General features: G+C 40.7%; 12 protein-coding genes. 4 read left to right on the top strand and 8 right to left on the bottom strand.

The window, feature by feature from the left end; translation table 11 throughout:
* The first annotated feature begins 4 nt into the window (after positions 1-4).
* On the top strand, positions 5-1,615 hold the full coding sequence (locus ACLPIE_RS12840; RefSeq protein ID WP_430262147.1) for a 5-oxoprolinase subunit B/C family protein: 1,611 nt from the start codon (positions 5-7) through the stop codon (positions 1,613-1,615).
* Positions 1,596-3,341 carry an acetyl/propionyl/methylcrotonyl-CoA carboxylase subunit alpha gene (locus ACLPIE_RS12835; RefSeq protein ID WP_430262145.1) on the top strand — a complete coding sequence of 582 codons (1,746 nt, stop codon included), beginning with the start codon at positions 1,596-1,598 and terminating at the stop codon, positions 3,339-3,341. Before ACLPIE_RS12840 ends, ACLPIE_RS12835 begins: the two co-directional genes overlap by 20 nt.
* A gap of 35 nt (positions 3,342-3,376) precedes the next feature.
* On the opposite strand, the gene ACLPIE_RS12830 is transcribed toward ACLPIE_RS12835, so the two are convergent.
* Positions 3,377-3,646, bottom strand: a complete 270-nt coding sequence (locus ACLPIE_RS12830; RefSeq protein ID WP_430262143.1) for a hypothetical protein — start codon at positions 3,644-3,646, stop codon at positions 3,377-3,379.
* A 411-nt stretch (positions 3,647-4,057) separates the two neighbouring features.
* On the opposite strand from ACLPIE_RS12830, the gene ACLPIE_RS12825 reads away from it, so the two are divergent.
* Positions 4,058-4,600, top strand: a complete 543-nt coding sequence (locus ACLPIE_RS12825) for a DUF924 family protein (RefSeq protein ID WP_430262141.1) — start codon at positions 4,058-4,060, stop codon at positions 4,598-4,600.
* 57 nt (positions 4,601-4,657) lie between these two features.
* Here ACLPIE_RS12825 and ACLPIE_RS12820 read toward each other — a convergent pair whose 3' ends face one another.
* The 5 genes from ACLPIE_RS12820 to ACLPIE_RS12800 all read right to left on the bottom strand — a co-directional run bounded on the left by ACLPIE_RS12820 (position 4,658) and on the right by ACLPIE_RS12800 (position 11,113).
* Positions 4,658-5,251 carry a TorD/DmsD family molecular chaperone gene (locus tag ACLPIE_RS12820; protein ID WP_430262139.1) on the bottom strand — a complete coding sequence of 198 codons (594 nt, stop codon included), beginning with the start codon at positions 5,249-5,251 and terminating at the stop codon, positions 4,658-4,660.
* 475 nt (positions 5,252-5,726) lie between these two features.
* Entirely contained in the window at positions 5,727-6,503 is a 777-nt protein-coding gene (locus ACLPIE_RS12815; RefSeq protein WP_430262138.1) for a dimethyl sulfoxide reductase anchor subunit family protein, read from the bottom strand.
* A 1-nt stretch (position 6,504) separates the two neighbouring features.
* Entirely contained in the window at positions 6,505-7,122 is a 618-nt protein-coding gene (locus ACLPIE_RS12810) for a DMSO/selenate family reductase complex B subunit (protein ID WP_430262137.1), read from the bottom strand.
* Positions 7,123-7,133: 11 nt separating this feature from the next.
* Complete coding sequence (locus ACLPIE_RS12805; protein WP_430262136.1) at positions 7,134-9,563, bottom strand: DMSO/selenate family reductase complex A subunit; 2,430 nt, start codon at positions 9,561-9,563, stop codon at positions 7,134-7,136.
* A gap of 296 nt (positions 9,564-9,859) precedes the next feature.
* A complete protein-coding gene (locus tag ACLPIE_RS12800) occupies positions 9,860-11,113 on the bottom strand; it encodes a mechanosensitive ion channel family protein (RefSeq protein WP_430262135.1) in 1,254 nt (417 codons plus the stop codon).
* 752 nt (positions 11,114-11,865) lie between these two features.
* Here ACLPIE_RS12800 and ACLPIE_RS12795 point away from each other — a divergent pair.
* Positions 11,866-12,033 (top strand): hypothetical protein, encoded by a 168-nt coding sequence (locus ACLPIE_RS12795; RefSeq protein ID WP_430262134.1) that lies wholly within the window; start codon positions 11,866-11,868, stop codon positions 12,031-12,033.
* Between the two features lie 24 nt (positions 12,034-12,057).
* On the opposite strand, the gene ACLPIE_RS12790 is transcribed toward ACLPIE_RS12795, so the two are convergent.
* The gene (locus ACLPIE_RS12790; RefSeq protein ID WP_430262132.1) at positions 12,058-12,633 is read right to left on the bottom strand and encodes a cysteine hydrolase family protein; all 576 of its coding nucleotides are present in this window, start codon (positions 12,631-12,633) and stop codon (positions 12,058-12,060) included.
* Between the two features lie 424 nt (positions 12,634-13,057).
* Entirely contained in the window at positions 13,058-13,318 is a 261-nt protein-coding gene (locus ACLPIE_RS12785) for a DinI-like family protein (RefSeq protein ID WP_430262130.1), read from the bottom strand.
* Between the last annotated feature and the right edge of the window lie 153 nt (positions 13,319-13,471).

The following is a 13,471-nucleotide window of genomic DNA, read 5'->3' as shown; positions in this document are numbered from 1 at the left end:
CCCATTGCGATTCTTACCCGTCAATTTAAGTGCCTTTATGGTTGAGCTAGACAGCCTTGAACAGACGATGGCACTAGCAGATTCCTTAAGCGAAGTGTCGATTAAAGGCATTGAAGAAATAATACCAGCAGCACGAACCATTTTAGTTCGCTATAACCCTATTATCACAGACACTAATGAGTTAATTAGTTTAATTTCATTGAGAGATATTACAAAAGCTCAAGTTAAAACCAGTAAGCAGGTGATTATCCCCGTACATTACAATGGTGAAGATCTAGCTGATGTGGCGGAATATCTTGGTATTTCAGTAGAAGAGGTGATTTTGCGTCATACTGAAAATGAATATCAAGTGGCATTTAGTGGTTTTGCGCCAGGATTTGGCTATATGGTTTCTAAAGGCGCTCAGTTAAATGTGCCGCGGCGGCAATCACCACGAGTACGTATTCCAGCAGGGTCGGTCGCATTAGCGGGGGAGTTTAGCAGTGTTTACCCACAGGCCAGTCCGGGGGGATGGCAATTAATTGGTGTCACTGAATTATCTATGTGGGATATCAATCGGCCTGAACCTGCGTTAATACAAGTGGGAATGCGAGTTAATTTTATTGATGCAGCGAAAAGCCACTCCAGCTACAGTTTGCCGCCTAAAAATAGTGAAATGGTCACAAGTCAGAGCGAAACCTCGGATCTAACAGTGATAGCGACGGGGTTACAGACTTTGTTCCAAGATTTAGGCCGTGTTGGTCAATCTGTATTCGGGATTTCAGAATCGGGTGGGATGGATAAGTCAGCATTGCGTAGTGCTAACCGTGTTGTTGGTAATGCGCCGGATTCCACCGTGTTAGAAATCACTCAAGGCGGCTTTAAGGCTCAAGCCCATAGGGACTTGGTTGTTGCTGTTACAGGGGCACCGTGTGTTGTGGATGTGATCACCGCAGAGCAGCAGCAATATCAAGCTAATAATTACCAACCTATCCACTTAGCTAAAGGGGATGTGATTAAACTTGGGCGGCCCAATAAAGGGGTGCGTAACTATTTGGCCGTACGTGGTGGATTCAATGTTAAACCGATTCTATCCAGTTGTTCATTCGACACCTTAGCCCAAGTAGGGCCTGCTCCAGTTAAGGTAGGGCAGTCACTCAGTATGAATGCAACTCAACCACAATCAGCAGTTTCATTATCCGAAACACCAGCATTCGTCTACCCAGATACAAATAATGTGGTTGTTCTTGATGTTATTTTAGGGCCTCGTACCGATTGGTTCACACAACAAGCTGTTGAAAATTTAACCAGTCAATTATGGCAAGTGACTGCGGCATCCAATCGCATTGGGTTACGTTTGCTGGGGGATATACCGCTTGAACGAGAAAAGCAGCAAGAACTCCCTAGTGAGGGTACTTGTATCGGTGCAATTCAAGTCCCCGCTAATGGTCAGCCCGTCCTATTTTTAAACGATCACCCACTAACAGGCGGCTATCCGGTGATTGGTGCAGTATGCGAGTATCACTTGGACTTAGCAGGACAAATCCCTGTGAATGCAAAAATACGTTTTAATCCGCTTAGTGAATATAAAGAATTACAAGGGAGTGACTGTACTTATGAATATCAACAACAATAAAAAAGCACATAAAGTATTGATTGCCAACCGAGGTGAAATCGCGGTTCGTATAATTCGTGCCTGTCGAGACTATGGTTTTGAGTCGGTTGCTGTCTATGCAGATAGTGATATTGGGGCATTACACGTTAAAATGGCCGATGAGGCTTATGGGTTAGGTGGAAATTCTCCCACAGAAAGTTATTTAAATATTGAGAAGTTAATTGAAGTAGCTCAAAAATCTGGGGCAACAATGGTACACCCAGGATATGGTTTTTTGTCAGAACGTGCTGAGTTTGCGCGAGCTGTGACTGAAGCAGGTTTGATTTGGATAGGGCCAAGTGCAGAGTGTATTGATATTTTAGGCGACAAAGTTCAGGCTCGCCATATTGCCATGCAGGTAGGCGCTCCATTAGTGGTTGGAACAAAAGATCCTGTGAATAGTGCTCGCGAAGTGGTTGAATTTGCTCATCAACATGGCTTGCCTATTGCGATAAAAGCTGCATTTGGCGGAGGAGGGCGTGGACTTAAAGTTGCATGGCAACTCGATGAGGTTGAAGAGCTTTATCATTCCGCAGTCCGTGAGGCGATCGCTGCTTTTGGCCGTGGTGAATGTTTTCTCGAACAATTTTTGCATAACCCTCGGCACATAGAGGCACAAGTCATTGCAGATACTCATGGAAATGTGCTGGTGGTAGGGACGCGGGATTGTTCATTACAGCGTCGGAATCAAAAATTGGTTGAAGAGTCGCCAGCGCCTTTCCTGTCAACTGAGCAACAGCAGCAGATTATAACTGCGTCAATAGATATTTGCCGAAAAGCTGGGTATGTGGGGGCTGGAACGGTTGAATTTTTGCTTAGCCAAGATGGCACATTGTCTTTCTTAGAAGTCAATACGCGGTTGCAAGTTGAACATCCTATAACAGAGGAAACGGCGGGTATTGACTTAGTCATTGAACAATTACGTATCGCAGAAGGTTTGCCTTTAAGTATTAAAGAAATGCCTAAGCCACGTGGACATGCATTTGAGTTTCGCATTAACGCAGAAGATGCAGGAAATGGCTTTTTACCTACTCCGGGGACTATCACTGAGTTCCATGCGCCATCTGGGCCAGGAGTTCGTGTAGACAGTGGCGTTACATCAGGAACCACGATCACTAGTACTTTTGATTCATTAATGGCCAAATTGATAGTGGTTGGCCAAACTCGAGAGCAGGCTATTGCGCGTGCGCGCCGCGCTTTAGCTGAATTTTCCATTGAAGGTGTTGCCTCCGTATTACCTTTTCACCGCGCGGTCATGGAGCAAGCCGATTTTTGTGAGGACTTTAAAGTTCATACGCGGTGGATTGAAACTGAGTTTGATGTGGAAATTCCGCCTGCTAAGCGGCAAATTCCGTTAACCAACCAAGAACTAACACGAACTTACATCGAAATTGATGGCAAGCGATGTGAATTAGGTTTACCTGCTCAGTTATTGTCAGGACTGGCAGCAAATAATTTATCTATCGTCAATTCTGAGCCGCAAGTAGTGAGCAATCCGAATATCATTAATGCGCCCATTTCGGGAATATTGTTCAACTGGTTGATCCCTCAAGGCGCAAATGTAATTGAAGGTGATGTGATTGGTATTATGGAGGCCATGAAAATGGAGGTTCAAATTATTGCTCACCGTGCAGGAACGCTAAAATACTATGCAAACAAAGGCGAATTTGTTGAAGCTGAAAGCCCAATTGCTGAAATTATCTCATAGATAGCGCGGAGGCTTGAGTCAAAGTCTGGCTCAAGCTAGCGTGAGTGACGTTCAGGTAAACTGCGTAATGGGGGATGTGGTGCAGGAACAGCATGTTTCTCTTCAGTGTTTAGCTCTTCACTGTCACGGTATACCTCGCCACAGAGAAAATACAAATTTGGCCGTTTGGACTCAAGGTATTTTTTACGGCTCATACACTGCTGTTGTGTAAAAATGGTATCAGTCACAGGCAGTGCATCACATGAATCTGTGCCACAAGGGCTAACCCATAATGCCCAACCAATGAGTACCATATGTCCTGCCATTTACGTTGCTTCCTTTAGCTGAGTCAATACGAGGCAAAAAAGAGTGATTAAAGGTAATTTAGTTTTGCAAAGTACATTACTGACTTGCTCATTATAAGTGAAATTCTAACATTAGGTTAACTAAATGTATGTATCTAGCCATGATAAATGTGTGACTTCACACGAAAAAGCAAATTAATGAAAATTTAGGTAGTGGCGTTATTATAAAGCGAGTGTAAGTGACTTATCTTATGAAGAACATCGTTAGTCGTTGAGTTTTCCATCACATTCGAAATGATTTTTAGGGTTAGATCGCAAAAAACAAAATAATTATCTACAAATAACCATTATAAGAGCCATAGCCTATTAATCTAGGCGGTATTTAATTAGGATTAAGACAATCTCTCATAAGAAATCGGATAGGAATAAATTATGAATGCCATGGAAGAAGTGCTTTCATTTTGGTTTGAGGAATCGACGCCAAAACAGTGGTTTGAGAAAAATGCAAAATTTGACTTAACGATAGCACAACGCTTTGCGCATACAAGTGAACGAGCAGCTAAAGGTGAGCTTGCGTATTGGCGTGCCTCAATTCGAGGTAGACTGGCTGAAATTATTGTTTTAGACCAATTCTCTCGTAACTTGTGGCGAAATACGCCAATGTCATTTGCACAAGATGGGATGGCATTAGCATTAGCGCAAGAAGCGATTAAACAACATGACTATAATTTGCTGACATTATCACAGCGAAAATTTATGTTGATGCCGTTTATGCATTCAGAATCGAGCTTTATTCATTTACAAGCGGTTGAATTATTTCGTATGTTGGGGGATGACAGTACTTTGGAGTATGAAATGCGTCATAAGGCGATTGTCGATAAATTTGGCCGCTACCCACATCGTAATGAAATTTTAGGGCGCCCATCAACACCAGAAGAAATCGCCTTTTTACAAGAGCCAAACTCGTCTTTTTAGTTTTAAACCAAATGAGCAGGCATTTTGGTTATTCGCTCATTTGGTTTAGTTGGGTATTTAACGAAATAATTCAGCATTGGCTGGAGATAATCCTAATTCCAACTGTAGTGCTTTTAGATAAATATCAGTTAGCTGCGCGAGAGCCGGGTAAAACGATGTTTCTGTTTTGCTTTGCTGCACCAGTTCTAAATAGCGATACGCCCAAGGTAACAAATATTGTTCAAGCAGGGTAATAATTGCATTGTCATCCCCCTGTTCTGCTAAAGCCGAAATCGCCATCATCATTAAGCCAAATTGGTCTTCAGGTTCACGGATACCCGTATCGGTAACTAAACCTTTCGTTTGCAAGAAATGACGATAGGCTGTCGTTGACTCACCCATGACCGTATTATCATGCTCTAAGTATACAGAGCCCCACGGTGGAGCAGGCATGCTACCTTGGCCTTCAAATAAGATTGAATAATCATAGGAAATCTCATCGGGCTGTACTTGCGACAGTGAGGCACAGATCGTTTGTACTTTATCTAGGTTATCCCATGCATACAAAGTAGGGATTTCTGATAAAACAGGCAGTACATTTTTCAGTGTTTCGGATTGAGGGGAGTAGTAAAAGCAAGCACCTAGGATACGCAGTAAGGTTGTGTCAATCATTTTATATCCATCAATTTATCCGTCATATTTCGAGCCGCAGCGGTGTTGGCTGCACTCAGCTATTCGGGTCACATACTAATGTATGCTCCCCGATTATCTTCATTTGCCGCCTAGCTGCAACTCAAACTATTTAGGCTAAAAGACATCAGGCCAAAAGGCATGAGGTAAAATAAGTTAGCATCAGCTTTTGGGTCATATATCGAGCCGCAGCGGTGTTGGCTGCACTCAGCTATTCGGGTCACATACTAATGTATGCTCCCCGATTATCTTCATTTGCCGCCTAGCTGCAACTCAAACTATTTAGGCTAAAAGGCATCAGGCCAAAAGGCATGAGGTAAAATAAGTTAGCATCAGCTTTTGGGTCATATTTCGAGCCGCGGCGGTGTTGGCTGCACTCAGTGACGTGTATATTTAAAACAAAGAACCCCAAATGGAGTTCTTTGACAAACTATTATAACACACGCACAACAAGGGGTTACATGGTGATTTGCCACAAGTTGTAGAAGGCAATACGCCCAGCGAGCTCAGCTAATAATACTGCGGCGGCACAAGTTACCAGTGTTGCTTTTGGTGCGCGTTGTTTTAATGCCATGCCAACGAAAGCGGCAAGTGCAATCGCAAGAACGACAACTTGGAAACCCCAGAAACCGGTTTGCTCACCACTGAGCATTGGGCCAGTTTCTGTTAAGAATGCTTGGTAACCCGCACGGCTTGCGAAAATAGCAAAAGTACCAATTAAGAATGACGCGATACCCAAGCCTCTAGCACCAATAGCTATAGCTAATGCACCGCCACCAACTAACATGGTCATCCACATCTGTAAGGTGGTATAGCCTGTATTCCAGTTAGCAATGGTTGCAATGTTATATACTTGAGGGATCGACCAAACAAAGGCCAGCCCTGATAACACAGCGGCAATGTTTGCCAATTCACGCAGTAGCGTATTTTTAAAGAACAATGTGAAGAATAGCGTTGCGGCGGCACAGCCCACAAACACGCCACTTAAGAACGCCTCGTTACTCATTGGTGAGCGTCCAACGCCCAACAACATATTGAAGAAACGCAATGGTTGTCCAACGTGTAACCCACCGATACCTAAGCCAATTATCATAATAATAAAGGCAACAATATTGGCAGTTTTTAATTGCTTATCGTCAATAGAACCCATTTTGCGGCTTAAATAAGCGAGCAAGAAAAGCCCTGCGGCTGATTGTCCTAAGACGGTGAAAAAAACGAGTGGTAATTCATGCATTTTACACCTCCGCAGGGTTTTTTAATTCGCCACTTTTATCGCCAAATGGCTTCGCATCTTTATGTGGTTTAATGACAATGTTAGGGTTAGTCAGACTTGGATCTGGCATAGGAGCAATACCGCATTCAGTCCCATGCAATTCACGCAGAACATTAATGTCATCAAAGTCTAAAGCGCGCTGCGGGCAAGATTCAACACAAACGGGTTTCATACCTTTTGCAACTCGTTCATAGCAACCGTCGCATTTGCTCATCAGTTTTTTCTTTTCATCAAATTGTGGTGCGCCATATGGGCAACGCAATTCGCAGTAACGACAACCGACGCAAATAGTCTGGTCAACGACCACTAAACCATCCTCTTCACGTTTGTGCATTGCACCTGTTGGACAACCCGCCACGCAAGTAGGGTTTGAGCAATGGTTGCACGAAATAGACAGATAGTAATTAAAGACGTTTTGCTGCCAAATGCCATCTTGTTTTTGCCAACTACCACCGCCAAATTCGTATACACGACGGAATTTAGGGCCTAGATCTAAGTCTTTCTCATCCTTACAACTGACTTGACAGGTTTTACAGCCAGTGCATTTAGTGGAGTCAAAGTAAAAGCCATATTGTTTCATTATTTAACTCCTTAAGCGCGTTTAACTTCAACAAGGTTAGTATGCTGTGGTGTTCCTTTCGCCAATGGAGAAGGAACGTGAGAGGTTAGAGTATTAATACAGCCGCCAACATCTAAACCTTCCGTATTTAAAGTGCGCCATGCACCTTGTGGAACAGCGATAACACCTGGTAATACACGCTCTGTAACTTTCACTTTGATTTGAATACGACCGCGGTCATTATAGATTTCAGCAATATCGCCATTGCTTAGGCCACGCTGCTGCGCGTCAATAGGGTTAAGCCAGAACTGATGAGGAATAGCCTCACGTAGCATTGCAACATTATAATAGGTTGAATGGACATGGCCTTTATCATGGAAACCTGTCATCAGTAACGTGTGTTTTTGCTGAGCAGCTTGCGCTTCAACACCTTCTTTGTTCACGCAATATTCTGGAATTGCAGGGATCCGCTGGCCTTCTGGTAACTCCCAGTTTTTCACACGTTCAGCTAATTGCTCTGAATAGATTTCAACTTTACCTGATGGCGTATTCAATGGGTTATTGATTGGGTCATCACGGAATTTTTTCAGTGCAATATTTTCCGAACTGTTTAGGAATCTACGGTCAATAATACCGGCGCCATCAGTTTCACTAAACTCAGGTAAATGAGGCATTTTCTCACGGGTTTTGTTATAGCAGAACTCAATCCATTGCTCGTATGTGCGGCCTTCAGTGAACTGATCTTTAATACCCATTTTTTCTGCAACTTCAGCCAATACGTCATAGTTAGGGCGGTTTTCCCATAATGGCTCAATTGCATTTTGTAAGCGTACTAAGTAATGGTATGCGCCGCTTGCATAGGAGTTATTGATTAAATCGTTGGTTTCAACGGTCGTCACATCCGGTAACAGCAAATCAGCATACTTCGCAGATGGGGTATCGTGGTTATCCCAGACTAAAATAAATTCACACTTTGATTCATCTGAAAGTATTTCATGGGTTTTGTTCAAATCACCGTGTTGGTTACCAATAACGTTACTTGAATAGCACCACATAAATTTAATATCGTTATTTAGCTTATCAACACCTTTTATTCCCCCATTTTCTGCGGTTAATTCTTTACCGCGGACAATCGCCTCCGACCACATATACGATGGGAGTAGTGCTTTGACAGGGTTCGGTAAACCAAAACCAGCAACAGGGTAGGCATAGCTATTACCCCATAGACCTGTATTAGTACCGGCACGACCGATATTACCGGACATTAATGGCAACATCATGATTGAGCGGCACGCTTGTTCACCGTTTTCAGTGCGTTGTAATCCCCAACCTTGTGAAATCCATGCATGGTTGGCATTACCGATTTCGCGAGCAAGTTGTGTAATTCGTGATACGGAAATCCCTGTTAGTTTACTTGCCCATTCAGGTGTTTTAACAATGCCATCAGGACCGTTACCTAAAATATAGTCTTTATAAGATGCATTACGTGGAGCAGAAGCAGGTAGGGTTGATTCGTCCCAACCAACGCAATAATTTTTCAGGAATTCTTCGTCAGTCAATCCTTCTTGGATCATGACATAACCCAGAGCAGCGACTAATGCAGCATCGGTACCTGGATAGATAGGTATCCATTCTGCACCTAGTGTGGTCACACTGTCTGTGCGACGCGGGTCGATGATAATCACTTTTGCTTTGCTCTTATCTAAGGCATTGAGCGTTTCATAGAACTGGCCGCCACCGGACATCCGAGTTTCTGCAAGGTTATGACCAAACATGACAACCAGATCAGAGTTTTGAATTTCGGATAAGTAGGATTCTTCCACGCTACCGTATACATAAGGCGTGATTTCCATTAACTGCGCATAGGAATAAGTACCATAGTCACCTAGGAACCCACCCGTTAGGCTTAATAGACGTTTACAAGCCGCACGGCCGTGTAAATTAGCACCAGTAGAGCCAGTACCATATTGGTAATAAATAGCATCATTACCATATTTATCAATGGTGTATTTCAGTTTTTCGGCGATAATCGTTGTAGCCTCATCCCATGAAATCTTTTTAAATTTACCCTCACCACGTTTGCCGACGCGTACCATTGGGTATTTTAAGCGATCTGGATTGTAAGTTTTCCAACGAACAGAACGACCACGTAAACATGGACGAATTTGGTGCTCACCTAAAGTTGAATCATCATACATAGTTTCGTTTGAAATACGGCTGATAGCGCCATCTTTCACATGAACTTTTAGTGGACAACGGCTTCCACAGTTGACTAAACAAGCACTATAGCTAATTTTCTCGCTGACTTCGTCAGGCATGATTGCTGGTGATTTTGCTTGAGCAGCAAAGGGGAGAGAGATAGAACCTGCAACTGCGGCGACACCCGCAACGGTTGCAGAGGTTTGTATAAACTCCCTTCGGCTCAGTTCTCCAAATTGAGTATTATTTTTAATTTTATGCATTGACATTGCCTATTTGTAAATAACAACATTACTTTCTTTTTTTATATGTTAAAAAAAGTCTCTGTTGAGTTACATGACTTACGTCAATGTTATCTCTAATAAGCAAAAGGTATTTATATAATTTATAAGGGCTTTTTTGTATTCATAAGGCAAATCAGTTCTATTTTTGTTAACTATCGCTGTATTTTGACTTATATAATGAGCGTGGAAAGTGTAGATAAAAAGAGGGATAAATCCCTCTTTACTTTACTACTTTAGATGTAAATAAATAAGAAGTACTAACTAATCACTAAGTATTAATTATTTTTCTGAGAAAGACCTATCATCCTAACATCATTTCCGGTAGGTGATTGATGTACCATCAAATTGAACTGGGGAAGGATAGAAAAAATATGGTCGAAAATGTCGGATTGTATACGCTCATACTCTACCCACGCCGTTGTATTAGTAAATGCATATATTTCTATTGGAACCCCATTTGAATCAGACTCAAGTTGCCTAACCATAATAGTCATTTTTTTATGGATGTTGGGATGGGCTTTCAAATAGGCATCAATATATGCACGGAAAGTACCTATATTAGTTAATCTACGTTGATTAAGGGGTATAGCTTTATCATCAGGTAGACTGGAGTTATAAACTTGAATTTCTGATACTTTTTGGTCTATGTATGGTTCAAGCAAGTTAGCTTTAACTAGGTAAGATATTTCATCAGCGCTTAAAAAATGCACGCTACTAGCATCTAAACGAACACTACGCTTTATTCGACGCCCACCAGATTCCGTCATACCTTTCCAGTTCTTAAATGAATCGGAAATTAAGGCATAGGTTGGAATAGTGGTTACGGTGTTATCCCAGTTTCTTACTTTTACAGTCGTTAAACCAATATCAACAACTGCACCATCTGCACCGTATTTAGGCATTTCTAACCAGTCACCAATATTCACCATATTGTTGGCGGAAAGTTGGATACCTGCGACTAACCCCATAATAGGGTCTTTAAAGACTAACATCATGACCGCAGTCATCGCTCCGAGACCACTGAGAATGATCAGGGGGGATTTACCAATTAATAAGGCAATAATCATGATGCCAATTAAAATAGACGCGATAAGCTTAACGCTCTGAAAAATTCCCCGTAATGGAAGATGCGCTGTTTTTTCTGCTCGTCGTAATATGCCTAAAATAATATCGAGAATAGAATAGAAGGTTAATAAACCAAACAATAAGCACCAAGCCTGAGAACCTACATTTAAAATAGATTGAGCTGTGGAACCTGAATGTAACCAAAGAGTGGCTTGTATATTGACAACAACCCCTTGGATAACGAACGCAAGACGATTGAAGAGGTTATGTTGAGTAAGAAGTTGTGGCCAACTTCCTTCAAATTTTTGCCCCCGTTTTTCTAAACGAGGAAGTAATATTTTGTGCAGAAAAAGGTGTAGTACACAGGCGACAATCAGGATTAACCCTAACACCATGAGCAAAGAAGCAAGATTAGCGTAGTCTTGATTGAACTGGCGTACCCAGTCTAGCAGTTGCTGCTGCATGTTTTCTCCTTCTATTGTAATTTTGCGATATTTTTCTCTATAACATATTGATATGCTAAGAGACTATCATGGAATAACAATGATTTCATTATTGAAAAGATAAAATTCTGTCTTAATAATCCATGTTGGTGATAAGTATTATCATGCATATCAAGTAACATGAGTAATAATAACGGGATGATTATAAGTTAAATTAGCTTCGAATGCTGATGTTTTTAACATTAACACAACAAAATGTCAGTGCAGAAATAAAAAATGGCTCTAAAATTAGAGCCACTGTGCAATAAAATTTTGCAAACTAACGCTAATGGTAAGGTAAATGAAAGTTTTGATTGACTAGAAAATAGATAGTTTACATATACTGTTTTGACAGTAATTCAACAACTTCTTGTACGCTGCTGATAAATTCTTTGATATTTTTCATCGATGACTCCAAATGTAAAAGTGTGATCTTAATCACGTTATGGTATTTTAGCTTTTAGCATGTTAAAGTCAAGTTAAGTTAAAAATATTTTAATTATTAAAAATATATTAGCAGTATAGTGAGTTTGTATATAACACTATGTTTTTATAGTTTTATTCTATTCTCATGGCGTATAGAACGATACTGTTAGCTTATTTTTAAACCTCATAATTGACTGATAATATGACTTAAAAAATAGGAAGGAGTATCAATGATTGCCTATGCTAATGGGCAATATATCGCTGATGCAGTCTATAAAGTGACTGCTATTATTAATGGATGATTGATCTTGAAAATTAGCTTAGATGAACTGCTCAATGTAAAGAAAGCGTTTATTACTTCAATCACAACGTTAGTTTTTCCTATTGTGAGAGTAAATAACCAACCGATTAGAAAAAGTAAGCCGGGAGAGATGGCTATCCGGCTACGAGAAATTTATCTACAAAAAGCAAATTAAATAACCCAATGTACAAATAGAAAGTTATTTTAATTGCATAAATTCCTTAACAGATGAGATTGTTACCATTCCCTCTAGCGCCTGAATGCTTTGTTCATGAAGTTCAGGCGTCGGGGCTGCACATAAATCGTCTAACACAGTGACGTGATAGCCTAAGTCATGCGCTTGTCTAGCGCTACTTTGGATAGCTTTTACTGTGCTAACACCACCAATATAAAGTTGGGTAATATCATTATCAACGAGCCATTTATGAAGGTGATTACCCGTAAAGGCGGATACACCTTTTTTAATCATAACAGGGTCGCGAAAGTGTACTTCAAGATCAGAAACCCAATGACAACCACTGCTGCTTAATTTTAAAGCTCCAATATTTTTAGCCTGTTGGAACATTGGTGATCCCATAGGAATATCATGGTAGTTATCTGCAAATCCAACCTTAACCCAAATAACAGGGATGTTTTGATTGCGAGCGTGGTTTGCTGCTAAATTTGCTTTTTCAACAATATTTCGAGCCTTAGTTTGCTGGTAGCTTGAATTAGATAAGCCATTTTTACCAATTATGTCTTCGATAAGGTCGATAATTATTAATGCGTTAGACATTATTGCCTCTTTCTGCTTAAGTAAATTAACTTAGTTGGATATTGTATCGTGAAGCTATAGCCTATGCTGTTAACTCAATAACATATTTAGATTTATGGCAAATCAATAACAAAACGCTACCACGGTTATCTCATCCATTTGCTACTCTGATTATTTTACCAATATTGATTGCTATAATTTGTTTAAATAAAATCAGCTATTAATTATAGCATGGGGGCTCAGTGATATTCATGGTCAGTGATCCTAAATTATAATCTAGGTGTTAACTTTATATATAGGGGGCTTGCTAATTAATCAGCGATTCATGTAACGTACTTTAACAAAACAACAGGGGTGGTTGGATTAACGAGTTTTTAGATATGAATATTAATACTATTGAATAAAGGAATGCTTAAATAATAGTTACACTCCTTTATTCGATGTGTTACTCAGCAATTTCTTCTTCAGGGAGCCAGCCGTCATCTATCCAAATTTCTTCTAAAATTTCCTCAATACGGGTTTTATCTTCAGTCATTTTAGTTCCTGATATATTAACGCATTGTTGTGAACTAAAACCAACACGTGTCACCATGTCAGGGTACTGATTTTGTAGCTTGCGTAAAATCTCAGACTCTAAAGCGTGTAAAACGGTATTGCTTGGTTTTTGTGGCGCATTTTTGTCAAATAATACTTCGATCCTTAGCATAATTGCCTCGACTGTATACTGTGTTAATATGGGACTTCCCTTGTTATGGTGGCTGATAATATCATAATGCATATTTTATGATCAGGGATTACTATCATGGACGAAAAGTCTCTTTACGCCCGAATACTCAATTTATCCCCTCCTTGGAGTGTC

It is taken from the genome of Providencia sp. Me31A, assembly GCF_050487165.1.
Classification (GTDB): domain Bacteria; phylum Pseudomonadota; class Gammaproteobacteria; order Enterobacterales; family Enterobacteriaceae; genus Providencia.
The sequence above is the reverse complement of the archived record's forward strand: the minus strand, read 5'-3'. Positions and strand labels throughout refer to the sequence as shown.

Coding starts and splice junctions, on each gene's coding strand:
- ACLPIE_RS12820 (WP_430262139.1), bottom strand. CDS start 5,251: ATGATTGACACAACCTTACTGCGTATCCTAGGTGCTTGCTTTTACTAC.
- ACLPIE_RS12810 (WP_430262137.1), bottom strand. CDS start 7,122: ATGAAACAATATGGCTTTTACTTTGACTCCACTAAATGCACTGGCTGT.
- ACLPIE_RS12815 (WP_430262138.1), bottom strand. CDS start 6,503: ATGCATGAATTACCACTCGTTTTTTTCACCGTCTTAGGACAATCAGCC.
- ACLPIE_RS12835 (WP_430262145.1), top strand. CDS start 1,596: ATGAATATCAACAACAATAAAAAAGCACATAAAGTATTGATTGCCAAC.
- ACLPIE_RS12830 (WP_430262143.1), bottom strand. CDS start 3,646: ATGGCAGGACATATGGTACTCATTGGTTGGGCATTATGGGTTAGCCCT.
- ACLPIE_RS12805 (WP_430262136.1), bottom strand. CDS start 9,563: ATGCATAAAATTAAAAATAATACTCAATTTGGAGAACTGAGCCGAAGG.
- ACLPIE_RS12790 (WP_430262132.1), bottom strand. CDS start 12,633: ATGTCTAACGCATTAATAATTATCGACCTTATCGAAGACATAATTGGT.
- ACLPIE_RS12785 (WP_430262130.1), bottom strand. CDS start 13,318: ATGCTAAGGATCGAAGTATTATTTGACAAAAATGCGCCACAAAAACCA.
- ACLPIE_RS12800 (WP_430262135.1), bottom strand. CDS start 11,113: ATGCAGCAGCAACTGCTAGACTGGGTACGCCAGTTCAATCAAGACTAC.
- ACLPIE_RS12825 (WP_430262141.1), top strand. CDS start 4,058: ATGAATGCCATGGAAGAAGTGCTTTCATTTTGGTTTGAGGAATCGACG.